This window comes from Pseudonocardia ailaonensis (assembly GCF_039531635.1).
GTDB lineage: Bacteria > Actinomycetota > Actinomycetes > Mycobacteriales > Pseudonocardiaceae > Pseudonocardia > Pseudonocardia ailaonensis.
Map to the genome: position 1 here is coordinate 12,057 of NZ_BAAAQK010000021.1, position 23,440 is coordinate 35,496.

A 23,440-nucleotide genomic window follows, 5' to 3' on the forward strand; every position below is an offset into this window, starting at 1 on the left:
GCTCACAGACCGAGCGCCTCGGCCAGCCGGCCCGAGTGGTGGGCCGGGGTGCCCAGGAGCAACCGGTCGGCCGTCGCACGCTTGAAGTACAGGTGCGCGCTGTGCTCCCAGGTGACGCCGATCCCGCCGTGCAGCTGGATGGCGGCGGCCGCGACGGCGTAGTAGGCGTCCGAGCAGACGGCCTTCGCGGCGCTCACCGCGAGGTCCCGGTCCGGGGCCTGGTCGTCGACGGCACGAACGGCGTCGTCGAGCGCCGCCCGGGCCAGCTCGGTGTCGATGAGCATGTTCGCGAGAGCGTGCTTCACCGCCTGGAAGGAGCCGATCGGGCGGCCGAACTGGTACCGGGTCCGCGCGTACTCCGCGGTCACCTCGAGCATCCGGCGGGCCCCGCCGACCTGGTCCGCGGCCAGCCCGACGGCGGCGACCGCCCCGGCCTCCGCGAGGAGCACCGCGGCCGTCCCCGGCTCGCCGACCGGCGTGGCGGGCGCCCCGCCGAAGGTGACGTGCGCGAACCGCCGCGTCTGGTCCATGGTGAGGACGGGCTCGATCCCGACGCCGGCCGCGCCCGCGTCCACCCGGAACACCGAGATCACGTCGTCATGGCGCGCCGGCACCAGGAGGACGTCCGCGACCTGGCCGTCGAGCACGTGGGGGACCGTGCCCGTCAGGGTCCAGGCGTCCCCGGTCCGGGTGGCCGTCACCGGGGTGGCGTCCGCCGCCCAGCCCGCGGCGTGCCGCGGAAGGGCAACGGTGCAGACGAGCGAGCCGCCGGCGATCCCCGGGAGGAGGTCCGCCATCGCCCCGGCGTCCCCCGAGCGCGCCACGAGGGTCGCGCTCAGGAGCACGGTGGACAGGAACGGGCCGGGGAACAGCCCGTACCCGAGCTCCTCGGCGGCGACCGCCAGCTCCCGCAGGCCGTAGCCGGCCCCGTCGTACTCCTCGGGGACGGCCAGGCCCTGGACCCCGATCTCGGTGGCCAGCCGCGCCCAGGCCGCGCGGTCGAACCCGTCGGGGGAGTCGAGGTGCTCGCGCACCACAGACTCGGGTGCGGTGCGGGACACCATCCGCGCGACCGTCGAGCGGAGGTCGCGGAGCTCCTCGGACTCGACCACGACCGGCAGGGCCGGGGCGGCCGTGGGGCTAGCCACGGCGGAGCTCGGAGTAGGGAAGGTCCTTGTCGAGCCTCGGCTCCGCAGGCAGGCCGAGGACCCGCTCGGCGAGGATGTTGCGCATGATCTCCGTCGTCCCACCTTCGATGGAGTTGGCCCGGGAGCGCAGGAAGAGCCGGCGCGCGTCCACGGGTGCGCTCCCGCCGGGGCGGGCGGTGAGCGCGTCGGGCTCGTAGGTGTCATAGAGGAGCGCGTCGTCGCCGAGCAGGTCCAGGCACAGCTCGTACCCGGCCTTGTTCAGCTCGGCGAACCCGACCTTGCTCACCGAGCTCTCCGGACCGGGCCCGCCGGTCGTCCGCCGGGCGGCGCCGGCCGCGTAGAGCTTCAGCACGTGCCCGCGCAGCCAGAGCTGCACCATCCGGGACCGGAAGGCGCTCGCCGCCTGCTGGTCGCGGCGGAACAGCTCGGCGTACAGGTCGAGCGCGACCTCCACGGGACCGGCCTCGGTCGCCTTCGTGCCGAACATGTCGCGCTCGTTCATGAGCGTCGACATCGCGACCTTCCAGCCCCCGTCGACGGGGCCCAGCCGGTCGGCGTCGGGGATCACCACGTCGGTCAGGTAGACCTCGAAGAACTCCGCCTCGCCGGTCATCTGGCGCAGCGGCCGGATCTCGACTCCGGGAGTGGCCAGGTCGAGCGCGAAGTAGGTCAGGCCGCGGTGCTTGGGCAGGCCCGGATCGGTCCGGGCCAGCAGCATGCCCCGCTGGGAGGTCGTGGCCATGGAGGTCCAGACCTTCTGCCCGTTGACGCGCCAGCCGTCCGCCTCGCGCACGGCCCGCGCGTCGATGGCCGCCAGGTCGGAGCCGGCGCCCGGCTCGGAGAACAGCTGGCACCAGCGCTCGCCCGTGGCGATGGCGCGCAGGTAGCGCTCCTGCTGCTCGGCGGTGCCCCACGCGACCACGGTGGGCGCACCCATCGAGTAGGCCAGCCGGCTCTCCACCTGCAGGTTCGGCGCCCCGGCCTCGGCGAGGAGGGCGAACACCCGGCGCTGGGTGGCGCGGTCCGCCCCCAGCCCGCCCTGGCCGACGGGATGGTGCACCCACGTCAGCCCGGCGTCGTACTGGGCGGCGAGGAACTCCGCCCGGTCGGTCGTCGCCGGGGGGTACTTCTCGAGGAGCGCGCGGGTGGCGTCCTCGACCTGGTCCGGGTTCATGCGGTGCGCGACTTCCTCGCCCACGTCTCGAGGTCGAGCGGGGTGATGCCGAACTTCTCGAGGTGCTCGCGGCGGGCCGTCGGGGGCACGTCGCGGTTCCACTCGCTGGCCTGGACGATGGGCGGGACCTGGCCCTTGGCCAGCGCCTGCTCGGGGGACATCGGCAGCTCGGGGGGCAGGATCTCCTCGCCCCAGGCCCGCGACAGGGTCGCGGCGATCTCGTCGAACGTCAGCACGTCGCCCGCCAGCTCCAGCTGGACGCCGTTGAACCGCTCGGGGTCGGCGATGGCGGCCGCGGCCGCCCGGCCGATGTCCTCGACGGCGATGAGCGCGTAGGTGCTGTCGGGGTTGACGGCGGCCAGCAGCCGGTTGCCCGTGCGGCCCTCGAAGTAGACCGACGGGCGCTGGAACATCTCCATGAACGTCGACGGGTAGAGGAGGGTCCAGGCCGGGAAGCCCGCCGTCCGCACCAGCTCGTTGACGTCCTCCTTGCTCTCCCAGTACTCGCTGATCGGCGACACGGCCTCGTGGTACGAGCGGTGCCAGCGACCCTCGGCCCAGCCGGGGGCCGAGGTGTGGGTGCCCGCGCCGGACACCGACGTCTGCACGAAGTGGGGCACCCCGGCCTTGACGGCCGCCGGGACGAGGTTGCGCGCGTGGACCCGCTCGGCGTCGGCCGCCGGGTTCATCATGTCCGGCGTGAGGGCCGAGAAGACCGCCCGCACCCCGGTGCACGGCGCCACGAGGGACTCCGAGTCGTAGAGGTCGCCGACCACGAGCTCGATCCCGAGCTCGGCGAGCGCCTCGGCCCGGTCGGACCCGGGGTCGCGCACCAGCGCCCGGACGGGGATCCCGGCGGCGACGAGCGCCCGCGCGGTGGCCCCGCCCTGCTTCCCGGTCGCGCCGACGACGAGGACGGGCCGGTCGTCCGTCTGCTCACTCATGATCTCTCCTTGCTCGTGGTGCCTGGTCAGGCGATCGTGTAGCCGCCGTCGACGACCAGGGTGTCGCCGGTGTGGTAGGCGGAGGCGTCGGAGGCGAGGTACACCGCGATCCCGGCGAAGTCCTCGCCCGATCCCCAGCGGCGGACGGGCACCCGCTTGAGGATCGCCTCCTGCACCTCCGGGCGATCGAAGCTGCCCTCGGTCATGCCGGTGCGGATCCAGCCGGGGATGACCGTGTTCGCGCGGATCCCGTGCCGCCCGAACTCGACGGCGAGCCCCTTCGTGACCGAGATCAGCGCGCCCTTGGCGGCGGAGTAGGACTGCAGCGTGGGTGCCCCGCGCACGGCCGAGACGCTCGACGTGGTGACCAGCGAGCCCCCGGGGTCGCCGGCCTTCGCCCGCTCGACCATGTGCCGCGCCACCTCGCGCAGGGTCCAGAGCGCACCCTCGAGGTCGATCGCCAGCACCCGGTGCAGCTCGGTCGCGTCGAGATCCAGGAACTTGGTACGGCCACCCACGCCCGCGTTCGCGAACACCGAGTCGATCCGGCCGAGGGTCGAGACCGTGTCCTCGACGGCGGCCGCCACGGCGTCGGCGTCGGCCACGTCGACCACCGCGGAGTGCACCCGGGTGCCGCACTCGGACAGCCGCGCCGCGGCCTTCTCGAGCTTCTCGGCGTTGCGGCCCCAGATGGCGACCGCGGCCCCGGCCCGGGCGAGCCCCTCGGCCATGCCCAGGCCGATGCCGCCGTTGCCGCCCGTGACCAGCGCGACCTTGCCGGTGAGATCGAACGGCGAATACCTCGCCCCGTCACCGTTGACTGTCATGCGGCCGATCGTCGCCGCTCCCCGGTCCTCCGGTCGAGGACCCCGTTCAGCGGAGCGGACCGGGTCGGTGGTCATTGCGCCCCCGTCACTGCGGAGGGCGGTGCGGCGTGCCCACCGAGCTGATGTCGAAGACGGTGCCAGTGACGGTCAGGGCGTCCCCGCCCGACGCCAGCAGCGCGTAGGCGCCGACGTAGTCGGAGGGCTCGATCGCCCGTTCCAGCGCCGAGTACTTCTCGAGGTACTCCTGGATCGGGATGTCGGAGATCTGGCGCTCGCTCAGCCCCAGCGACCGCGGCCCGCTGAGGTTCGTGGACATGCCCCCCGGGGCCACACCGTTTACCCGGATCTCGGGCGCCAGCTCGTAGGCCAGCTGCCGCACGACACCGAGCCCGGCGTGCTTCGTCGCGGTGTAGAGGACACCGCCGCCCTGCGGGTAGAACGACGCGTTGGACAGCGTGAGGACGATCGCGCCGCGCGACTCGCGGAGCGCGGCGGCGGCCGCCCTCGCGCCCAACAGGTAGCCCAGCACGTTCACCGTGAACAGGTCGTGGAACCCGGCCTGCAGCTCGGTGGGGGAGAGGTCGACGAGGGTGCGGTTGAAGTCCCACAGGCCGACGTTGCCGATGAACACGTCGAGCCGGCCGAACGCCTCGACGGCCGCGGCGACGGCCTTCTCGTTGTCCGCGTACGTGGTCACGTCGCCGGTCACGGTGACGAGCTCGCCGCTGCCGATCGCGGCGAGCGAGGCGGCCTTGTCGGGGTCCCGTTCGAGGACCACCAGCCGTGCGCCCTCGTCGAGGAAACGCTCCACGATCGCCCGCCCGACACCGGAGCCCCCGCCGGTGACGAGGACGACCCGGTCCTGGAGTCCACCCACGTGGTACCCCGCCCTTCCGGTCTGGTCGATCAGTGGTGGGTGACGAACTCGGTCACGAGCCGGTTGAACTCCGCGGCGTGCTCGAGCTGGGCCCAGTGGCCGCACCGGTTCAGCATGACCATCCGGGAGTCCTGGATCATCGACAGGGCGCGGAGGCTGAGCTCCCAGTGGACGGTCCGGTCGTCCCGGCCGTGGATGATCAGGGCCGGGACGGCCGAGGTCGGCAGCGCCGCCGCCGCGGCCGCGAAGGCCTCGCCGCCCAGCCCGACCTTCATCCGCTCCACCCAGTCCGTGAGGTGCTGGGGGTGCGCGAGCGCCGCCCTGGACCGCTGCTCGGCGAGCTCGTCGGTGGCGAAGGTGGGGTCGAAGCACATCACCTGCACCAGCCGCTTGAAGTTCGCCGGCGACGGGTCCAGGTAGGTGTCGTAGAGGACCTTGAAGCCCTCGCTCATCCCGGCCGGCGACAGCACGTTGACGGCCCAGACCCCGGATCCCATCGTCACCAGGTGGGAGACCCGCTCCGGCCAGCGCGCGTTCACGATCAGCCCGACGCCGCCGCCCATCGAGTTGCCGACGATCGCGGCCCGCTCGATGTCGAGCGCGTCCATCAGCTGCTTGACGGCCTCGCCCTGGTCGAAACCGGACGCCACGTCCTGCGGGCTCGACTCGCCCCAGCCCGGCATGGTCACCGCCACCACGCGGAACTGCCTCGAGAGGGGCTCGATGTTCGGCGCGAAGTTCGACCAGCCCGTGGCGCCCGGGCCGGTGCCGTGGATCAGCAGGAGCGGGTGCCCCTCGCCGGCCTCGTTCACCTGGATCTCGTAGTCCGGCGTGCGGACGATCCGGTGCGTGTTCTCGGCGGTCAGGGCGGGGGCTGTGTCGGTCCCGGACGTCATGGGTGCTGCTCCTCGGGCTCTCGGCAGGGCGCTGCGGGTGCGGATCGGTCGGATCAGTCGGGGAGGTCGACGTACACGTCGTCGCCCTCGACCTTCGTGGCGTAGGTGGCGACGGAGCACGTGGCGGGGAGGCTGAGCACCTCACCGGTCCTGATGTTGAACTTCGCGAAGTGCCACGCGCACTCGACCACGTCGCCCTCGACGTAGCCGTCCGCGAGGGAGGACTCGTCGTGGGTGCAGGTGTCGTCGATCGCGTAGTACTCGTCGTCGACGGTGAACAGGGCGATCGGGCACTTCCGTTTGAGCTGGTAGCCCTCGCCCTCCTCGATGTCGGACGTGCTGCACGCCTTGGTCCAGGTCACCTGCTCCTCACACCCTTTCGTTGCACCGGCATTGACCAATCTGACACCTGAGATACCATATCTTATGCCTCCGACGTTCCCCCCAGCGGAACGCGCCAAGGGCGGCGGTCGGGGAGAGGAGGGTCTGGTGGAGCGTCAGCAGGCCAGAAGCGTAGGGACCGTGAGCAGCTCGGACACGTCCGCGGGCAAGGCGCTCGCGTTGTTGGGTGCGTTGGGTGGTCCGCGTCCGGTGATGGGTGTGTCGGAGCTGGCGAAGGCGGTGAGTGTTCCGAAGTCGACGGCGCACCGGTTGTTGGTGGTGTTGACCGAGAGCGGGTATGTGCGCCGCGCCGGGGACAAGTATGCGTTGTCGACGCGGGCGTTCGAGTTGGGTAATCAGGTGGCGGTGGCGCGGGCGAACGGGTTGCGGGATCGGGCGATGCCGGTGCTGAGTGAGTTGTATGCGCAGACCCGGGAGGCGGTGCACCTGGGGGTGCCGGAGGGTTCGAGCGTGTTGTATGTGGAGAAGTTGTTCGGGCCGGAGTCGGTGCGGGTGGACACGGCGGTGGGGATGCGTCGGCCGCAGTATGCGACGGCGTTGGGGAAGGCGATGTTGGCGTTCTCGGAGTTGGGGTCGGGGGGGAGTGTGCCGGCGCGGTTCTACCGGTTCACGGCGTTCACGATCGGGACGCCTGATTTGTTGGGGCGGGTGTTGGAGCGGGTGCGTCAGGAGGGGTACTCGACGGATTTCGAGGAGGCGTTCCTCGGGGTGTCGTGTATTGCGGTGCCGGTGTTCGACCGGCGGAGTGGGAAGCCGGTGGCTGCGTTGTCGTTGTCGACCGCGGCGGCGGGACGTGCGGTCCTGCGGTACAGGTCGGTGATGCTGAAGGCAGCCGAGCAGCTCTCCGGTCATGTCAGCACCATGGTGGCCTGACATGCGCCTCGCAGCTCGGGTCCGGCATTCGGAACGGGTTCGTTGTCCGGGTGTGCCGGGCCCTCGCACGATCGGCGAACCAGTCCAGGAGAACCAGAGGGGACGGACCACCGCATGACGAGCGTCGAAGCACTCGGTTACCTGGGGTTCCGGGTCAAGAGTCTCGAGGACTGGACGGTCTTCGCGACCGAGATCCTGGGCCTGACCGCGACCCGCACGCAGATCGACGGTGAGGAGGCCGTCGTGCTGCGCATGGACGAGCGCGCCCACCGGATCACCCTGCGGGCCGGCAACGACGAGCTCGACTACGTCGGGTGGCAGGTGTCGGGGCCCGACGCCCTGGACGAGGTGGCGGCCGCGCTGCGCGAGGCCGGGGTCGCCTACAAGGAGGACGCGGGGCTCGCCGAGCTGCGCGGCGTGCGCCGGCTGCTGAGCTGCACCGACCCCGCCGGGTACACGCTCGAGTTCCACTACGGCGCGACCATGATGCAGGAGCCGTTCCTCTCCCCGACCGGCGCGCGCTTCGTCACCAGCACCCCCGACGGCGCGGACACCGGCCTGGGCCACCTCGTGCTGGTCTGCCGCAACGTCGACGAGACGACCGACTTCTACCGCAAGGTCCTCGGCTTCAAGGTGAGCGACCACATCGTCCCGATCCCGGGCATGCTCCTCACCTTCCTGCACACCAACCCGCGGCACCACTCGCTGGCGGTGGCGCCCGTCTACAAGGACGGGCCGACCGGGGTCAACCACATCATGCTGGAGGTCGACGACCTCGACGTCGTCGGCCGCGCCCTGGACAAGGTGCAGCAGCGCAAGATCCGCCAGCTCGCCACCCTGGGCCGCCACACGAACGACAAGATGCTGTCGTTCTACGTGCAGTCGCCGTCCGGATTCGGTGTCGAGTACGGCACCGACGGGGTGCTGATCGACGACGACACGTGGTCGGTGGTGACCTACGACGCCTCGGCGTACTGGGGCCACGCCTTCGACCGCGACTGACCTCCCACAGCAACGAGTGGAGAACGACATGGGCATCGCCGAGCCCGGCACCAGGGCCGACCTCGACTCGCTCGTCAACCTGGCGACCGGCGAGCTGGACCGCCGGATCTTCAGCGACGAGGAGATCTTCGAGCTGGAGATGACGCACATCTTCGGCCGGGCCTGGCTGTTCCTGTGCCACGAGACCCAGATCCCCAAGCGGGGGGACTTCTTCGAGGCCCCGATGGGCCGCGACAACGTCCTGGTGGTCCGGCAGAAGGACAAGAGCATCAAGGCCCTCCTCAACACCTGTACCCACCGCGGCAACGCGGTGTGCCGGGCGGAGGAGGGCAATGTCCGGAACTTCATGTGTACCTACCACGGCTGGACGTTCGGCCTGGACGGCGAGCTGGTCGGGGTGCCGGGGCTGAAGGACTTCTACCACGACGACCTGGACAAGACGAAGTACCCGCTCCGCCAGGTCGCCCAGCTCGACAGCTACAAGGGCTTCGTCTTCGCGACCATGGACCCGCAGGCGCCGCCGCTGCTGGACTTCCTCGGCCGCACCGGCCGGATCGGCATCGACCTGCTGGCCGAGCGCGGTGACATGGAGTGCCGTCCGGGCATCCAGAAGTTCACGCTGAACTGCAACTGGAAGTTCGCCGTGGACAACTCCTTCGACTACTACCACCCGCAGATCACCCACATCTCGGCGCAGGCGGTCGGGATGATCCCCAGCGCCGAGGCGACCGACTCCGGCGGGGCCCGGACGGACGAGGGGAACTCCCTCGGCGTCCAGCGGCTGCCCACCGACCTGGACACCCTCGTCGCGCTCGGCGAGTACGGGCACGCGATCTCCGGCCCGAGCGTCGAGGCGATGAAGCGGACCCTCCCGCCGGAGATGCACGAGCTCGTCACCTGGCGAACCGATCCCGGCCCGCTCGCCGCCCTCGGCCGGGTCGGGGCCCGGTTCGCCGGCCACCCCCAGGTCTTCCCGACGGCCTGGTTCACGATGGACGCCCAGCTCAGCCTCCGGGTCCCGCGCAGCGCGGGCGTCACCGAGGTCTGGTGGTTCAGCTTCGCCGACCGCAACCAGACGCCCGAGGAGCAGCGGGCCCAGCTCGACCGGCAGATCCACTCGTTCGGCCCCGCCGGATTCCTCGAGCAGGAGGACGGCGAGAACTGGTCGCAGAGCACGATGCAGGCCGGTCCCGGCGCCCGTCGGAGCATCCCGCAGCAGCTCAAGATGGGGCTGGGCCGCGGGAAGATCATCCACGAGGACGGCGTGGCCCGCATCGAGGCGGCCGTCAACGAGCACGCGCAGCTGTGGACCTACCTGTCGTGGCTCGAGTGGATCAAGGGCACCGACTGGGACGACCTGCGCGACTCCACCACGCCCGGCGACAGCATCTGACAGGGACGGACCACCGAGATGGGAACCACGGACCTGGACGCGGTGATCGCGCCGGACAAGCTCGCCGCCATGTACCAGCAGTACGAGGTCGAGCAGTTCTACACGCACGAGGCCGCCCTGCTGGACCACTCGCGGTTCGAGGAGTGGGTCGAGCTCTTCACCGACGACACGGTGTACTTCATGCCGATCCGCCGGACGGTCCCGCGCCGCAACCTCGCCAAGGAGTTCACCCGGCGCGGCGAGATGGCGTTCTTCGACGACGAAAAGGCCACGCTCGTCGGCCGGGTCCAGAAGCTCGCCACCGGGACGGCCTGGGCCGAGGACCCGCCCTCGCGCACCCGCCACCTCGTGACCAACGTCCGCATCGTCGCCGACCGGGGCACCGAGCTGACGGTCGAGACGTGCTTCCACCTGTACCGGACCCGGCTGAAGTCGGAGATCGACGAGTGGATCGGGCGGCGCGAGGACGTGCTGCGCCGCACCGAGGACGGCCTGCGGATCGCCCGCCGGGACATCTACCTCGACCAGACCATCCTGCTGTCGCAGAACCTCAGCAACTTCTTCTGACGGCCCAGCGGACAAGAGTGACCGAGCACAGCGCCCGACACGACGACGAGGAGGCCCGGGTGGGATCGACTTCCCACGACAGGAGAACCGAGATCCCCCGGCCGGTCCGGGCCAACGGCATCAGCCTGTGCTGCGCGACGTACGGCGACCCGGCCGACCCGCCGCTGTTGATGATCATGGGTCAGGGCACGCAGCTGGACGGCTGGGACCGCAGCTACGTCGACGACCTCGTGGACTCGGGCTTCTTCGTGATCCGCTTCGACAACCGCGACGTCGGGCTGTCGGAGCGGATCGAGGGCACCCCCGACACCGCGGCGATCCGCGCGGGCGACCTGAGCACGCTGCCCTACACCCTCGACGACATGGCGGCCGACGCCGTCGGCCTCCTCGACGCCCTCGGGCTGGACCGCGCCCACCTCCTCGGTGCGTCGCTCGGCGGCATGATCGCGCAGCTGGTGGCGATCCGGTGGCCGCAGCGGGTGCTGTCGTTGTGCTCCATCATGTCCAGCACCGGCGACCGTGCGGTCGGCCAGCCGGACCCGGACACCATCGCGCTGATGCGCCGCCCCGCCCCGCCCACCCGCGAGGGCGCGATCGAGGCGGCCGTGGAGCGCTCGCGCGCGCTCGCCGGGAAGGGTTTCCCGTTCGACGAGGACGCGGCGCGGACCCGTGCGGCCGCGGCGTACGACCGTGCCCACGACCCGGCGGGCAGGCTCCGCCAGCAGGCGGCCGCCATCGCCGCCGCGGACCGCACGCCCGAGCTGCGCCGCCTGCAGGTGCCGACGGTCGTGATCCACGGGAACGACGACCGCCTGGTCGACGTCAGCGGTGGCCGCGCCACGGCGGCGGCCGTGCCGGACGCCCGGTTCGAGCTCATCGACGGCATGGGTCACGGTGTGGTGCCCGAAGCCTGGCCACAGATCATCACCGCGGTCCGTCGCAATGCGGCCCGCGCCACAGCAGTTCCGGGAGACGTCAGGTGACAGTGCACGTAGGCCAGACAGGGCAGGTAGGCCAGACAGGGCAGGTAGGCCAGACAGGGCAGGTGGGCCCGGCAGGGCAGACCGACCGGACCGATCCGGTCGCCCTCGGGTTCGATCCCGACGTGCTCCGGGAGAAGTACCGGATCGAGCGCGACAAGCGGCTGCGCAAGGACGGCTCCCGCCAGTACCAGGCGCTCGAGGGCGAGCTCGCGAAGTTCATCGACGACCCCTACACGCCGCGGACCGAGCGCGAGCCCGTCCACGACCACGTCGAGGTCGCCATCGTCGGCGGTGGCTTCGGGGGCATGCTGGCCGGCGCGCGCCTGCGCGACCTGGGGTACACCGACATCCGGATCCTCGAGCAGGGTGGCGACTTCGGCGGCACCTGGTACTGGAACCGCTACCCGGGCGCGGCCTGCGACACCGAGGCCTACATCTACCTCCCGCTGCTGGAGGAGACCGGCTACATCCCGAGCGAGAAGTACGTCAAGGCTCCCGAGATCCTGGAGCACTGCCGCCGGATCGCCCGCCACTACCGCCTCTACGACAACGCGCTGCTCCAGACCCGCGTCTCCGGGGTCACCTGGAGCGAGGACGACGGCCTCTGGACCGTGGAGACCGACCGCGGCGACCGGTTCACCGCCAAGTACGTCTGCATGACCGCGGGCGCGATGCAGAAGCCCAAGCTCCCCGGCGTGCCCGGGATCGAGACCTTCGCCGGCCACACGTTCCACACGACCCGGTGGGACTACGAGTACACCGGCGGGGACAGCACCGGGGGCCTCGACGGGCTCGCCGACAAGAAGGTCGCGATCGTCGGGACCGGGGCGACCGCGATCCAGGCGGTACCGCACCTCGGGGCGAGCTCTGGTCACCTGTACGTCGTCCAGCGCACCCCGTCGGCGGTCAACGCGCGCAACAACCGGCCGACCGACCCCGAGTGGGCCGCCTCCCTGCAGCACGGCTGGCAGCGGGAGCGGATGGACAACTTCTCGACCTTCGTCGCCGGCGGGGACGCCGAGACGGACCTGGTCAAGGACGGCTGGACGGCCATCTACCGGCTCCGCACGCTCAGCGGCGGCGTCCTGGACGAGATCGACGACTTCACGAAGATGGAGGAGATCCGCAACCGGGTCGCCTCGATCGTGCGCGATCCCGAGACGGCCGAGGGCCTCAAGCCCTGGTACCGCGCGCTCTGCAAGCGGCCCTGCTTCAACGACGACTACCTCGAGACCTTCAACCGGCCCAACGTCACCCTCCTCGACACCGACGGCCAGGGCATCGAGCGGGTCACCCCGACCGGGATCGTGGTGGGCGGCAAGGAGTACGAGGTCGACTGCCTCGTCTTCGCCAGTGGCTTCCAGGTGGGCGCCCCGTTCGCGAGCCGGCTCGGCTACGACGTGGTCGGCCGCGGCGGCCGGAAGCTGAGCGAGAAGTTCAAGGGCGGGATCTCGACGCTCTACGGGATGCAGACCAACGGCTTCCCGAACTTCTTCATCATCGCGCTCAACCAGGTCGGCACGAGCTCGAACTTCGCCCACGTGCTCGACGTCCAGAGTCGCCACGTCAGCCAGGTCATCCACGAGGCCGACAGCCGCAAGGCCCGGACCGTGGACGTGGAGGTGCCGGCCGAGGAGGCCTGGGTCCAGACCGTCTACGACTCCTCGCGCGCCAACCTCGAGTTCCTCGAGTCGTGCACCCCCGGCTACTACAACAACGAGGGCAGCCCCAACGCGAACGTCGCCCGGCGCAACGGCGCCTACGGGCCCGGGATCGTCGCCTTCGACCACCTCATCAGCGACTGGCGCGCCGAGGGGTCGTGGGAGGGCCTGACCTTCGAGACGACCGACGGTGCCTGACGTGACCCGGACGACCGGGGCGACCGGCGGGCCGCTGTCCGGGCTGGTCGTCGCGGACTTCTCCCGCATCGTCGCCGGGCCGCTGTGCACCATGCTGCTCGGCGACCTCGGCGCGGACGTGATCAAGGTCGAGAGCCCGGCCGGCGACGACACGAGGACCTTCACGCCCCCGGTGCGCGACGACGTGTCGACGTACTACATGGCCGTGAACCGCAACAAGCGGTCGATCGCCCTCGACCTCGCGGACGAGGCCGATCTCGCCGTGGGGCGCAGCCTCGCCCTGACCGCCGACGTCTTCGTCCACAACTTCAAGGTCGGCGGGATGGAGCGGTACGGCCTGGGCTACGCGGACGTGTCCGCGGCCAACCCCGGGATCGTCTACTGCGCCATCAGCGGTTTCGGGAGCCGCGAGGGTGCCGCGCTGCCCGGCTACGACCTCCTCATCCAGGCGGTGTCCGGGATGATGTCGATGACGGGCGATGCCGACGGACCGCCGCTGCGGGCCGGCATCTCCGCCGTCGACGTGATGACCGGGCTGCACGCGACGATCGCGGTGCTCGCCGCGCTGAACCACCGTGCCCGGACCGGCGAGGGCCAGTTCGTCGAGCTCGACCTGCTGACCAGCGCGCTCTCGTCGATGATCAACCAGACATCGGCGTACGTCGCCGGCGACGTGGTGCCCGGGCGGATGGGGAACGAGCACCCCAGCCTCTTCCCGTACGGCCCGTTCCCGACGGCGGACCGGGAGCTGATCGTCGTGACGGGCAACGACCGCCAGTACCGGACGCTCTGCACCGCGCTGGGCCGACCGGAGCTGGGGACGGACCCGCGCTACGTCACGGTGGGCCTGCGCAACCGCAACCGCGACGAGCTGCGCCCCGAGCTGGAGAAGGTCCTGGCCACCCGCGGCGCCGACGAGTGGGCGGACCTGCTCGCGAAGGCCGGCCTGCCCTGCGGGCCGATCAACGACGTGCGCGGCGGCGTCGAGCTGGCCACCCGGCTCGGTCTCGACCCCGTCGTGGACGTCGACGGTGTGCCGATGGTGCGCAACCCCGCCACCTATTCCCTGACGCCGCCGCAGTACCGCCACCGCCCGCCCACGCTGGACAACGCGGGCGAGGACATCCGGGCGTGGCTGACCTCCCGTGCGTCACCCCGCGACCCGGCCCAGTGAGATTCGGCCCGGCGAAGTTCGGCCCGGTGAGACCCGGCCCAGTGAGAGGACCAACCGCAGTGTTCGGCAACGACAGGAAACCCGTCGCGATCGTGACCGGAGGCGCCCGGGGCATCGGGCGCGGGGTCGCGAACCGGCTGGCGGCGGACGGCTGTGCCGTCGCCGTCCTCGACCTCGACGAGAAGGCGTGCGCGCCGGCCGTCGAGGAGATCGAGGCCGCCGGCGGCACGGCGCTGGCCGTCGGTGCGGACGTGTCCGTGGTGGAGGACGTGGCGGCCGCGGTCGACCTCGTGGCCGCCGAGCTCGGTGAGCCCACGGTGCTGGTCAACAACGCCGGCATCGTCCGCGACAACATGCTCTTCAAGCTGCAGCCCGAGGAGTGGGACGCGGTCATCAACGTCCACCTGCGCGGGGCCTACCTGATGTCGAGGGCCGCCCAGAAGTACATGGTGAAGGCGGGCTGGGGCCGGATCGTCAACCTGTCCAGCACGTCCGCGCTCGGCAAGAAGGGCCAGTCCAACTACGCCGCGGCGAAGTCCGGCCTGCAGGGCTTCACCAAGACCCTCGCGATGGAGCTCGGGAAGTTCGGGATCACCGCCAACTCCGTGGCGCCCGGGTTCATCGTCACCGAGATGACCCGCGACACCGCGGTCCGGATCGGGATGCCGTACGACGAGTACACCGTCATGCGCGCGGCGGAGATCCCGGTCGGCCGGGTGGGCCAGCCCGAGGACATCGCGGCGGCGGTCTCGTTCTTCGTCAGCGAGGAGGCCTCGTTCGTCTCGGGCCAGGTCCTCTACGTGGCCGGAGGGCCGAAGGCGTGAGGATCGCGCGGGTGTCGCTGGGCCCCGGTGACGACGTCTGGGCCCGGCTCGACCCGGAGGCCTCGGTCGAGCTGCTCGACCTGTCCGACCTCGGGCAGGAGGGACGCGCCCTCGGCCCGGCGGCGGGACTCACCCTCGTCCGGCCGGTCACGCCGACCAGCACCGTGGTCTGCCTGCTCGGCAACTGGAAGGGCCGCGACGGCCGCGACGGTCCGAGCTTCTTCATCAAGCCGAACAGCTCGCTGATCGACGACGGGGACCCGATCGTCCTGCCCGCGGGCGTGCCCACCGTGGTCTACGAGCCGGAGATCGCCGCGGTGATCGGCCGGACCTGCCGCGGGGTCGCCCCGGCCGAGGCCCGCGCCCACGTGCTCGGCTGGACCTGCGTCAACGACGTGACGGCCACGGACCTCGGCGTGACGACCAACTTCCCCTTCCTCCCCGGGAAGTCCTACGACACCTTCGGTGTGCTGGGCCCGGTCGTCGAGACCGAGCTCGACCCGGACGACACCGCGCTGCGGGCCCGGATCAACGGCACGGTCGTCACCGACACGGTCACCTCGCGGATGAACTGGACGACCGACGAGGTGATCAGCTGGGTGAGCGGCTTCATGACGCTGCGCCCCGGCGACCTGGTGTGCTTCGGCACGCCGCCGGAGATCGAGCCCGTCAAGGCCGGCGACGTCGTCGAGGTCGAGGTCGAGGGCATCGGGACCCTGCGCAACCCCGTGATCGCCTCCGACGAGGCACAGAGCTGGTACGACAACAGGAACGGTGACCTGAGCGAATGACCACGGTGGACAGCGAGCTCGGCTTCGACCCCGACGAGCTGCGGGCGAAGTACGCGCACGAGCGCGACAAGCGGCTGCGCCTGCGGCCGGAGGGCGCGGCCCAGTACCGGCAGATCGAGGGCTCGCTGGCCCACTTCCTCGACGACCCGTACACCCCCCGCACCGAGCGTGAGCCGGTCACCGACCACGTCGAGGTCGCCATCCTGGGCGGCGGCTTCGGCGGCCTGCTGGTCGGGTCGCGGCTGCGCACGGCCGGGGTCGAGGACCTGCGGATCGTCGAGGCCGGTGGCGGCTTCGGCGGGGTCTGGTACTGGAACCGCTACCCGGGCGCGGCGTGCGACACCGAGGCGTACATCTACCTGCCGCTGCTGGAGGAGACCGGGTACATCCCGACCGAGAAGTACGTCAAGGCACCGGAGATCCTCGAGCACGTCAACCGCATCGCCGACAAGTTCGACCTGCACCGAAACGCGTTGCTCCACACGCGGGTCACGGACGTCGCGTACGACGAGGGCGCCGCGCTGTGGACGGTGCGCACCGACCGCGGGGACACGTTCACCGCGCGGTACGTGGTGATGACGGTCGGCGCGATGGTGAAGCCGAAGCTCCCCGGCCTGGCGGGCATCGAGAAGTTCCGGGGGCACACCTTCCACACCACCCGCTGGGACTACGCGTACACGGGCGGGTCGAGCAAGGGCGGCATGACCGGCCTGAACGACAAGCGCGTGGGCATCATCGGCACGGGCTCGACGGGCATCCAGGCCGTGCCGCACCTGGGCCGGGACTCCGGGCACCTGTTCGTCTTCCAGCGGACGCCGTCGGCCGTCAACGTGCGCAACAACCGGCCGACCGATCCCGAATGGGCCGCGTCCCTGCAGCCGGGCTGGCAGCGGGAGCGGATGGACAACTTCGGCACCTTCGTCGCCGGTGGCGCCGCCGAGACCGACCTGGTGAACGACGGCTGGACCGCGCTCTACCGGCTGCGCAGCGTCAACAACGGGGTGCTCGACGAGATCGACGACTTCAGGAAGATGGAGGAGATCCGCGCGCGGGTCTCCGACACCGTCTCCGATCCCGCGACCGCCGAAGCCCTCAAGCCGTGGTTCCGTGCCCTGTGCAAGCGGCCGTGCTTCCACGACGAGTACCTCGAGACCTTCAACCGGCCCACCGTGACCCTGGTGGACACCGAGGGGCGCGGGGTCGACGAGGTCACCGAGAACGGTGTCGTCGTCGCCGGCGTCGAGTACGAGCTGGACTGCCTGATCTTCGCCAGCGGGTTCTCGGTCGCGGCACCGTTCCGCAGCCGGCTCGGCTACGACGTCACGGGCCGCGACGGGCTTCTGCTCAGCGAGAAGAACAAGGGCGGCATGTCGACGCTCTACGGCATGCAGAGCCACGGTTTCCCGAACTTCTTCATCGTGGCCGTCAACCAGGTCGGCGGCAGCTCGAACTTCGCCCACATCCTGGACGTGCAGAGCCGGCACATCGCGGACCTGGTCGCGGAGGCGCGGCGCCGCGGCAGCCGGACGATCGAGGCCGAGAAGCAGGCCGAGGACGCGTGGGTGGACGTGGTCGTCGAGTCGTCGCAGGCCGACCTGGAGTTCCAGCGCTCGTGCACCCCCGGGTGGATGAACAACGAGGGGCAGCCGAACGTCATCGCCCGGCGCAACGGGCAGTACGGCCCCGGGATCGTGGCCTTCGACCGGCTGATCGAGGGCTGGCGGGCGGACGGCGAGTACCGCGGCGTCGTGTTCTCCGACGCCGGGACGAGCTGAGCGGCAACGCCCCCGGGGCGGTCTCCGCGGTGGTCGGCGCCGGCCGGTTCCGGTTCAGCGCCCCTGCCACCGCGGAGGCCGCTTCTGCGTGAAGGCGAGGATGCCCTCCTGCGCGTCGGCCGAGTCGAAGACCTCGCGCAGGAGCGGCTCCTGCTCCGCGTGCAGCTGCGCCGGGGTCGGCCGGCCGAGCCCCGCGAGGATCCGCTTGCTGGTGCGCACCGCGAGCGGGGCGTTGGCGGCGATCCGGCGGGCCAGCGCGACGGCCGCGTCCAGCGCGCCGCCCTCGTCGACGAGCTGGGTCAGCAGGCCGTGCCGCTCGGCGGTGGCGGCGTCCATCCGGTCACCGGTCAGGACGAGCGCCATGGCGGCGTGGTATGGGATGCGCTCCGGCAGCCGGAGCAGGCCGCCGGCGCCCGCGATCAGGCCGCGCCGCACCTCGGGCAGGCCGAACTGCGCGGTCCGGGACGCCACGATCAGGTCGCACGCCAGGACCATCTCGAAGCCGCCGGCGAGCGCGTAGCCCTCCACGGCGGCGACGAGCGGCGTGCGCGGCGGCTCCTGGGTCAACCCGCCGAAACCGCGGCCCGGGACGATCGGCCGCTCGCCGCGGGTCGCCGCGGCGAGGTCCATCCCTGTGCTGAAGTCGCCGCCCTTCCCGGTCAGGACGCCGGCGCGCAGGTCGTCATCGGCGTCGAGCTCGTCGAACGCGTCGGCCAGCTGCCGGGCGGTGGCGGCGTCGACCGCGTTGCGCACCGCGGGCCGGTCGATCGCGATGACGAGGACGCCGCCGTCGAGGCGTTCGGTGGTCACACCGGGCGGGGTCATGGCGCTCCAGAGGTCGGTCGAATGTGGACAGACGACCGGCCCCGTCGGAACGACGGGGCCGGCCGGGTCGTGCAGCAGCGGTCGGTCAGACCGCCATCCCGCCGCCCATGTCGATCATGACACCGTTCATGGCGCTGGCGGCGTCGCTCGCCAGGAAGGCGACCATGTTGGCGACCTCCTCGGGCAGCTCGTAGCGCTGGATCGCGGTCCGGCCGCGAGCGTAGAGCGTCCCCGGGCTGTCGTCGGTCAGCGGCCGGCCCGGGCCCCACATCGAGCCGGCGTTGACCCCGAGGACGGCGATCCCCTGCGGGCCGAGCTCCTTGCCCAGGAACCGGGTGAACTGGCCGAGGCCGGACTTGAGCGCGCCGTACACGGTCAGGCCGGGGATGGCCGTGCTGCCCGCCTCCGACCCGACGTTGATGATCCGGCCCTTGCCCTGGGGCAGCATGTAGTCCAGCGCCGCGCGGGAGCAGTACATCGGACCCGTGAGGGTGCCCCGCACCGAGCGGTCGATGTCCTCGGCGCTGAAGTTCGCGAAGTCGCCGACCACGACGTCCGCCGCGTTGTTGACCAGGATGTCGATGCCGCCCAGGGCCTCCGCGGCCTGCGCCATGACGCCCTGCACGCCGTCCCAGTTCATCACGTCGCCGTGGATGGGCACGACCTTCGTGCCCCACTTCTGTGCGGCGGCGGAGGCGACGCCCTCGGCGTCCGGCGCCGACGGGTGCCGGGAGAAGCCCCGCTCGCGCACCTGCTCGGCGCTCAGGTCGACGACCGCGACGTCCGCGCCGAGACCGGCGAGCCGGTTCACGCAGGCCTGGCCGAGGTTGATCCCCGCGCCGCCGGTGACGACCGCGCGCCGGCCCCGCAGGTCGAGCAGGTCGGTGACCCGCTTGCCGATGCTGTCGAGCGGGATGCTCGACTCGTCCCACCACACCGTCTGCGATCCGTTGCCGGAGTCGATGTGGTTCTGCAGGACCTGGTCGAAGAAGTGCGTCGGCACGGTCATCCCTCGCTCGTGGGTGGCTGGCTGGTGGTGACGTCCCGGCCGCGGACCAGGGGCCGGAACATCGGGTAGGCGATCGGGTGCTGGTTGGCGCCGAGCTCGGGCCCGCCGCGCCACCGGTACAGGCTCAGGCAGCGGCCGGCGGCCCGGTTCGTGATGTGGTCCGTCGTCGGCTGGGTCATCACGAAGCCGATGGCCTCGAAGTAGCGCGTCGAGGTGACCAGGTCCGGCAGGGCGGCGTTCATGGCCAGGAGCTCGATCGGCATGGCGCCGCACTCGTCGTCGGCGAGGCCGGCGCGGGCGTCGATCGAGCTGACCGGCTCGGGAAAGCGGGTGTCCCACTCCGTGAACCAGCCGACGTACGGCACGTCGGGGCAGGCGGCCGGCTCGGCGGCGGCGAAGGAGAAGTTCTGCGACTGGGCCGAGAGCCGGACGCCCAGCAGCCGCGCCTGCTCCTGCCACGGGATCCGGGGGTCGACGACCAGGGGCACGGCGAACCGGCCCGCGTACGCCGCGGGCTGCTCCGGCACGCGGGGAAGGCCCGCGAGGTACTCGGTGGCGTCCAGGCCGAGGCGGGCCGGGAAGCCCGCCTCGACGTACGCCGCGGTGGTCCGCTCCCGGAGGGCCTCCCACACCGACCGCACCGGCGGGGTCGCCGAGCGGGTGCGGACCCCGAGCATCACGCCGTTGTCGCTGGCGGTCAGGTCGTAGCCGACCATGAGCGCGCCGGGGGAGACCACCTCGTTCTCCCGCCCCTCCTCGGCGTCCGCGCCCTCGAAGCGCGCCACGACCAGCCGGCCGTCGTACGCCGTGGCGAGCCGTGTCCAGCTGCCGTCGAGATGGCGGCCGGTCAGGAGGAACCGGTCCTGGCTGGCCACGATGTACTGGTCGAGGGTCAGCATCGTGCGTCCGGCCGCGGCGATCGCCGCCAGGGCCTGCGGCTCGTCGAGGTCCGGCCACGGCGCCTCGGCGGAGGTCTCGTAGTCGAACCATCCCCACACGTCGGCGGTGTTGGCGTAGCCGTTCGCCGGCGGCACCGCGTAGGAGTCCATGGCGGGGAACAGCCTCTGGAACCGGTCCCGGGTCAGGTGCGAGCTGAGCTCGTGGGGCAGGTACGCCAGCGTGCGGCCCTGCGCGTGGAGCCCGGCCAGCTCGTCGTCGTCGTACGGGCAGGGCGGGACGACGATCGCGAGCCCGAGCTCGCGGGCCCGTCCGGCCCAGACGGCGCGGTGCAGCGCGGTCTGCTGGTCGGCCGAGAGCGGCTCCTCGGCGAGCCGGCGGAGGTCGGCCGCGGCCGGCTCAGGGCTCGGCCCAGGGCTCGGCACCGTGGTCGGCACCGTGGTCGGCCCAGGGGTCGGCACGGGGGTGGAGGTCACCGGCGGCTCCGGTGCAGCACCTTGGTCTCGGTGAAGGAGCTCAGGCCCCAGTGCCCGTTCTCCACGCCGACGCCGCTCCACTTGGCACCGCCGAAGGGCTGGTCCGGGCGCAGCGCGAGGTGCGTGTTGACCCAGGCGGTACCGCAGTCGAGCTCCTCGGCGACGGCCTCGGCCCGGTCCGCGTCCGCACCCCACACCGAGCCGGACAGCCCGAAGTTGGTCCCGTTGGCCCGCTCGAGGGCGTCGGCGACGGAGCTGTAGGGCAGGACCGGCAGCACCGGGCCGAACTGCTCCTCGTCGACGACGGCCATCCCGTCGGTGGCGCCGCGCAGGATCGTCGGCTGGTAGAAGTAGCCGGGCCCGTCGACCCGGGCGCCGCCCGTGACGGCCTGCGCGCCGCGGCTCACCGCGTCCTGGACGAGGTTCTCGACGCGGTCGCGCTGCGGCCGGTTGTTCAGCGGGCCGAGCTGGGTGGCCGGGTCGATCCCGGCACCGACCTTCGCGGAGCGGGCGACGGCCGCGAGGGCCTCGACCACCTCGTCGTACTTGCTCTCCGGCGCGTACACCCGCTTGACGGCCGAGCACACCTGTCCGTTGTTGCGGAAGGCCGACCAGAAGAGCTTCTCGGCCACCGCCTGGGGGTCGACGTCGTCCAGCAGGATCGCCGGGTCGTTGCCGCCGAGCTCGAGGGTGATCCGCTTGAGGTCCGGGGCCGCGGCGGCCGCGACGTACTTGCCGGTGCCCACCGAGCCGGTGAACGAGATCTTGCGCGGCACCGGGTGCGAGGTCATGTTCGCGCCCAGCGGGTCGGACCCGCTGACGACGTTCAGGACGCCCGCCGGCAGGATCGGCGCCAGCACCTGGCCGAGCTTCAGCGTGGCCAGCGGGGTGTACGGGGAGGGCTTGAGCACCATGGTGTTGCCGGCGCGCAGGGCCGGTGCGATCTTCCACGCGGCCAGGCTCAGCGGGAAGTTCCACGGCGTGATCGCCGCGACGACCCCGAGCGGGCGCCGCTCGACGCGGATGTGCACGTTCTCGTCGTCGGCGAGGACCTCGTCCGCCACCTCGAGGTTCGCGAAGTAGCGCAGCCACAGGGCGACGGAGCGGACCTCCATCTGGGCGTCGGCGAGCGGCTTGCCCTGCTCCTGGGTGAGCAGCGGGGCGATGTCGTCGGTCGCGGCCAGCACGGCGTCGGCGGAGGCGCGCAGGATCTCCCGGCGCGCGTCCTCGTCCTTCCGCCACGTGCGGTAGGCGTCCTGCGCGGTCCGCATCGCCTCGTCGAGCTGGGCCTCGGTGCACTCGGGGGCCGAGCCGAACGGGAGGCCCGTGGCCGGGTCGACCACGTCGAACGCGCCGGAGGTCGCGACGTCGCCGCCGCCGATGGTCATCGGGATCTGGTCCGCCATGGCGTTCATCTCCTGGTGGGGAAGCTGGAGCGGACGCCGAGCACCGCTGACGCCGCCGTCGATATATGGCGCATCGTATCTCGTGATCCCGTCCCGCGACAGGAGACCGCGGCTCCGCTCACAGGCCCGCCATGGCCGTCACCGCGTCGAGCGCCCGGAGGGTCTCGGCCGGGGTCGGCGCCGGGGCCGACAGGGTCGCCACCCCGACCGCGGCCCAGTCCTCCAGCGGGATGGGGGTGCCCGGGTGGTTGTAGAGCAGTACCATCAGCCGTTCGACGCCCGCGGCGGCGTACGCCTCGCGGATGTGCTCACTCGGGTCGCGCACACCGACCGTGATGGACAGCTCGGCGGGGTCCCGCCCGATCCTGTCGCACTCGGCCTCGAGGGCGGTGCGGAACTCGGCCACCTGGGCCGGGGTCACACCGGTGGCGAGCCAGCCGTCGGCCCAGGCCGCGATCCGCTTCGCCGCGATCGGCGTGGGCTGCGCGCCGACGATCACCGGGGGGTGCGGGCGCTGCACCGGCCGCGGGTCGCAGACCATCTCCGGGAAGGCGACGAACTCGCCGTCGTGCTTCGCCGACTCGTGGGCCCACAGCTTCTTCATCGCCGCGACGGCGTCGATGGTGTAGCCCCAGGGCTTGGCCGCGGCGGCCGGGTTGTGCAGCTCGGTGACCTCACGGAGCCAGCCGGTGCCCAGCCCGAAGAGGAACCGGCCGCCACTGAAGGCGTCCAGTGTGGACACGGCCTTGGCCAGTGTCAGCGGCGGGTGCTCGGGGACCAGACAGACCCCGGTGGCCACCCGCAGCGTGCTGGTGACCGCGGCCATCATGCCGAGCACGACGAACGGGTCCGACATCTGGTGGTAGACGTCGGGGATCTCGCCCCCGGTCATCGGGAAGGCGATGGTCGGGTGCTTGGGCACCACGGTGTGCTCGGGGGCCCAGTACGACTCGAACCCCCGCGCCTCGAGCTCCCGCGCCAGCGTGGCGGCGTCGATCGTGTGGGTGGTGACCGCGAGCTGCGCGCCGATCTTCATGGGGAGCATCCGCCCTTCCTGGTGGGTGTCGGACACGTCGCTCGACGCCCCGGACCTGCGCAGACTCTCGGGCACCCGGCCCGCCCGCGGCCAGTGCCCCGTCTCGCAGAACAGAACGTCCGGCAGGGACCGCGCTGGTTCTGCCGTTCGGAACGACTTCGTGGCTCCGGCTCGGGCCGGGGTGTTTGACTCCGTACTTTGCTGCCCGGGTCCGTGTCCCGGGCCCGGGAGAGGTTGGTCGAAGCATGGGCAATGACTACTTCAACACGCTCTACCAGCGCG

Annotated in this window: 22 protein-coding genes; 10 read left to right on the forward strand and 12 right to left on the reverse strand. The window is 71.7% G+C overall.

The annotated features are described in order from the left end of the window. Positions 1–2 precede the first annotated feature (2 nt). From ABD324_RS26315 to ABD324_RS26345, 7 genes are all read right to left on the reverse strand, one after another. Positions 3–1,148: an acyl-CoA dehydrogenase family protein gene (locus tag ABD324_RS26315; protein ID WP_344422616.1), complete on the reverse strand. Its 1,146-nt coding sequence runs from the start codon at positions 1,146–1,148 to the stop codon at positions 3–5. Next, positions 1,141–2,322, reverse strand: a complete 1,182-nt coding sequence (locus ABD324_RS26320; RefSeq protein ID WP_344422678.1) for an acyl-CoA dehydrogenase family protein — start codon at positions 2,320–2,322, stop codon at positions 1,141–1,143. The genes ABD324_RS26315 and ABD324_RS26320 overlap by 8 nt, the downstream gene beginning before the upstream one ends. Continuing rightward, positions 2,319–3,266, reverse strand: coding sequence for an NmrA family NAD(P)-binding protein (locus tag ABD324_RS26325; RefSeq protein ID WP_344422619.1), 948 nt, complete (start codon positions 3,264–3,266; stop codon positions 2,319–2,321). The genes ABD324_RS26320 and ABD324_RS26325 overlap by 4 nt, the downstream gene beginning before the upstream one ends. Positions 3,267–3,292: 26 nt before the next feature. Beyond that, complete coding sequence (locus ABD324_RS26330; RefSeq protein ID WP_344422622.1) at positions 3,293–4,093, reverse strand: SDR family NAD(P)-dependent oxidoreductase; 801 nt, start codon at positions 4,091–4,093, stop codon at positions 3,293–3,295. Positions 4,094–4,178: 85 nt separating this feature from the next. Next, positions 4,179–4,970 carry a 3-(cis-5,6-dihydroxycyclohexa-1,3-dien-1-yl)propanoate dehydrogenase gene (gene hcaB / locus ABD324_RS26335; RefSeq protein WP_344422625.1) on the reverse strand — a complete coding sequence of 264 codons (792 nt, stop codon included), beginning with the start codon at positions 4,968–4,970 and terminating at the stop codon, positions 4,179–4,181. Between the two features lie 29 nt (positions 4,971–4,999). Next, positions 5,000–5,866 carry an alpha/beta fold hydrolase gene (locus ABD324_RS26340; RefSeq protein WP_344422628.1) on the reverse strand — a complete coding sequence of 289 codons (867 nt, stop codon included), beginning with the start codon at positions 5,864–5,866 and terminating at the stop codon, positions 5,000–5,002. Between the two features lie 53 nt (positions 5,867–5,919). After that, complete coding sequence (locus tag ABD324_RS26345) at positions 5,920–6,228, reverse strand: bifunctional 3-phenylpropionate/cinnamic acid dioxygenase ferredoxin subunit (protein ID WP_344422632.1); 309 nt, start codon at positions 6,226–6,228, stop codon at positions 5,920–5,922. A 160-nt stretch (positions 6,229–6,388) separates the two neighbouring features. Here ABD324_RS26345 and ABD324_RS26350 point away from each other — a divergent pair, with 160 nt between their 5' ends. From ABD324_RS26350 to ABD324_RS26395, 10 genes are all read left to right on the forward strand, one after another. Then, positions 6,389–7,141, forward strand: coding sequence for an IclR family transcriptional regulator (locus tag ABD324_RS26350; RefSeq protein ID WP_344422635.1), 753 nt, complete (start codon positions 6,389–6,391; stop codon positions 7,139–7,141). Positions 7,142–7,255: 114 nt separating this feature from the next. Continuing rightward, on the forward strand, positions 7,256–8,143 hold the full coding sequence (locus ABD324_RS26355) for a VOC family protein (protein ID WP_344422638.1): 888 nt from the start codon (positions 7,256–7,258) through the stop codon (positions 8,141–8,143). 28 nt (positions 8,144–8,171) lie between these two features. Continuing rightward, on the forward strand, positions 8,172–9,536 hold the full coding sequence (locus tag ABD324_RS26360; protein WP_344422641.1) for an aromatic ring-hydroxylating oxygenase subunit alpha: 1,365 nt from the start codon (positions 8,172–8,174) through the stop codon (positions 9,534–9,536). Positions 9,537–9,554: 18 nt separating this feature from the next. Further along, positions 9,555–10,103, forward strand: coding sequence for an aromatic-ring-hydroxylating dioxygenase subunit beta (locus ABD324_RS26365; RefSeq protein ID WP_344422644.1), 549 nt, complete (start codon positions 9,555–9,557; stop codon positions 10,101–10,103). A 59-nt stretch (positions 10,104–10,162) separates the two neighbouring features. Continuing rightward, positions 10,163–11,086, forward strand: coding sequence for an alpha/beta fold hydrolase (locus ABD324_RS26370; protein ID WP_344422647.1), 924 nt, complete (start codon positions 10,163–10,165; stop codon positions 11,084–11,086). A 62-nt stretch (positions 11,087–11,148) separates the two neighbouring features. Next, a complete protein-coding gene (locus ABD324_RS26375; RefSeq protein ID WP_344422650.1) occupies positions 11,149–12,945 on the forward strand; it encodes a flavin-containing monooxygenase in 1,797 nt (598 codons plus the stop codon). Between the two features lies 1 nt (position 12,946). Continuing rightward, complete coding sequence (locus tag ABD324_RS26380) at positions 12,947–14,119, forward strand: CaiB/BaiF CoA transferase family protein (protein WP_344422652.1); 1,173 nt, start codon at positions 12,947–12,949, stop codon at positions 14,117–14,119. 59 nt (positions 14,120–14,178) lie between these two features. Then, positions 14,179–14,943: a 3-oxoacyl-ACP reductase FabG gene (gene fabG, locus ABD324_RS26385; protein WP_344422655.1), complete on the forward strand. Its 765-nt coding sequence runs from the start codon at positions 14,179–14,181 to the stop codon at positions 14,941–14,943. Between the two features lie 11 nt (positions 14,944–14,954). After that, entirely contained in the window at positions 14,955–15,734 is a 780-nt protein-coding gene (locus ABD324_RS26390) for a fumarylacetoacetate hydrolase family protein (protein WP_344422658.1), read from the forward strand. After that, positions 15,731–17,509, forward strand: coding sequence for a flavin-containing monooxygenase (locus ABD324_RS26395; protein WP_344422661.1), 1,779 nt, complete (start codon positions 15,731–15,733; stop codon positions 17,507–17,509). Before ABD324_RS26390 ends, ABD324_RS26395 begins: the two co-directional genes overlap by 4 nt. A 54-nt stretch (positions 17,510–17,563) precedes the next feature. Here ABD324_RS26395 and ABD324_RS26400 read toward each other — a convergent pair whose 3' ends face one another. The 5 genes from ABD324_RS26400 to ABD324_RS26420 all read right to left on the reverse strand — a co-directional run bounded on the left by ABD324_RS26400 (position 17,564) and on the right by ABD324_RS26420 (position 23,194). Then, complete coding sequence (locus ABD324_RS26400) at positions 17,564–18,334, reverse strand: crotonase/enoyl-CoA hydratase family protein (RefSeq protein WP_344422664.1); 771 nt, start codon at positions 18,332–18,334, stop codon at positions 17,564–17,566. 85 nt (positions 18,335–18,419) lie between these two features. After that, entirely contained in the window at positions 18,420–19,343 is a 924-nt protein-coding gene (locus ABD324_RS26405) for an SDR family NAD(P)-dependent oxidoreductase (protein WP_344422668.1), read from the reverse strand. Continuing rightward, a complete protein-coding gene (locus ABD324_RS26410) occupies positions 19,340–20,716 on the reverse strand; it encodes a hypothetical protein (RefSeq protein WP_344422670.1) in 1,377 nt (458 codons plus the stop codon). The genes ABD324_RS26405 and ABD324_RS26410 overlap by 4 nt, the downstream gene beginning before the upstream one ends. After that, a complete protein-coding gene (locus tag ABD324_RS26415) occupies positions 20,713–22,122 on the reverse strand; it encodes an aldehyde dehydrogenase family protein (protein WP_344422672.1) in 1,410 nt (469 codons plus the stop codon). Before ABD324_RS26415 ends, ABD324_RS26410 begins: the two co-directional genes overlap by 4 nt. A 118-nt stretch (positions 22,123–22,240) precedes the next feature. Continuing rightward, the gene (locus ABD324_RS26420; RefSeq protein WP_344422675.1) at positions 22,241–23,194 is read right to left on the reverse strand and encodes a TIGR03619 family F420-dependent LLM class oxidoreductase; all 954 of its coding nucleotides are present in this window, start codon (positions 23,192–23,194) and stop codon (positions 22,241–22,243) included. Positions 23,195–23,440 lie beyond the last annotated feature (246 nt).

Bases quoted from the DNA above. Each gene is read 5' to 3' on its own strand.
- ABD324_RS26395 (WP_344422661.1), top strand. From the start codon at position 15,731: ATGACCACGGTGGACAGCGAGCTCGGCTTCGACCCCGACGAGCTGCGG.
- ABD324_RS26325 (WP_344422619.1), bottom strand. From the start codon at position 3,266: ATGAGTGAGCAGACGGACGACCGGCCCGTCCTCGTCGTCGGCGCGACC.
- ABD324_RS26320 (WP_344422678.1), bottom strand. From the start codon at position 2,322: ATGAACCCGGACCAGGTCGAGGACGCCACCCGCGCGCTCCTCGAGAAG.
- ABD324_RS26340 (WP_344422628.1), bottom strand. From the start codon at position 5,866: ATGACGTCCGGGACCGACACAGCCCCCGCCCTGACCGCCGAGAACACG.
- ABD324_RS26330 (WP_344422622.1), bottom strand. From the start codon at position 4,093: ATGACAGTCAACGGTGACGGGGCGAGGTATTCGCCGTTCGATCTCACC.
- ABD324_RS26355 (WP_344422638.1), top strand. From the start codon at position 7,256: ATGACGAGCGTCGAAGCACTCGGTTACCTGGGGTTCCGGGTCAAGAGT.
- ABD324_RS26405 (WP_344422668.1), bottom strand. From the start codon at position 19,343: ATGACCGTGCCGACGCACTTCTTCGACCAGGTCCTGCAGAACCACATC.
- ABD324_RS26360 (WP_344422641.1), top strand. From the start codon at position 8,172: ATGGGCATCGCCGAGCCCGGCACCAGGGCCGACCTCGACTCGCTCGTC.
- ABD324_RS26415 (WP_344422672.1), bottom strand. From the start codon at position 22,122: ATGGCGGACCAGATCCCGATGACCATCGGCGGCGGCGACGTCGCGACC.
- ABD324_RS26365 (WP_344422644.1), top strand. From the start codon at position 9,555: ATGGGAACCACGGACCTGGACGCGGTGATCGCGCCGGACAAGCTCGCC.
- ABD324_RS26400 (WP_344422664.1), bottom strand. From the start codon at position 18,334: ATGACCCCGCCCGGTGTGACCACCGAACGCCTCGACGGCGGCGTCCTC.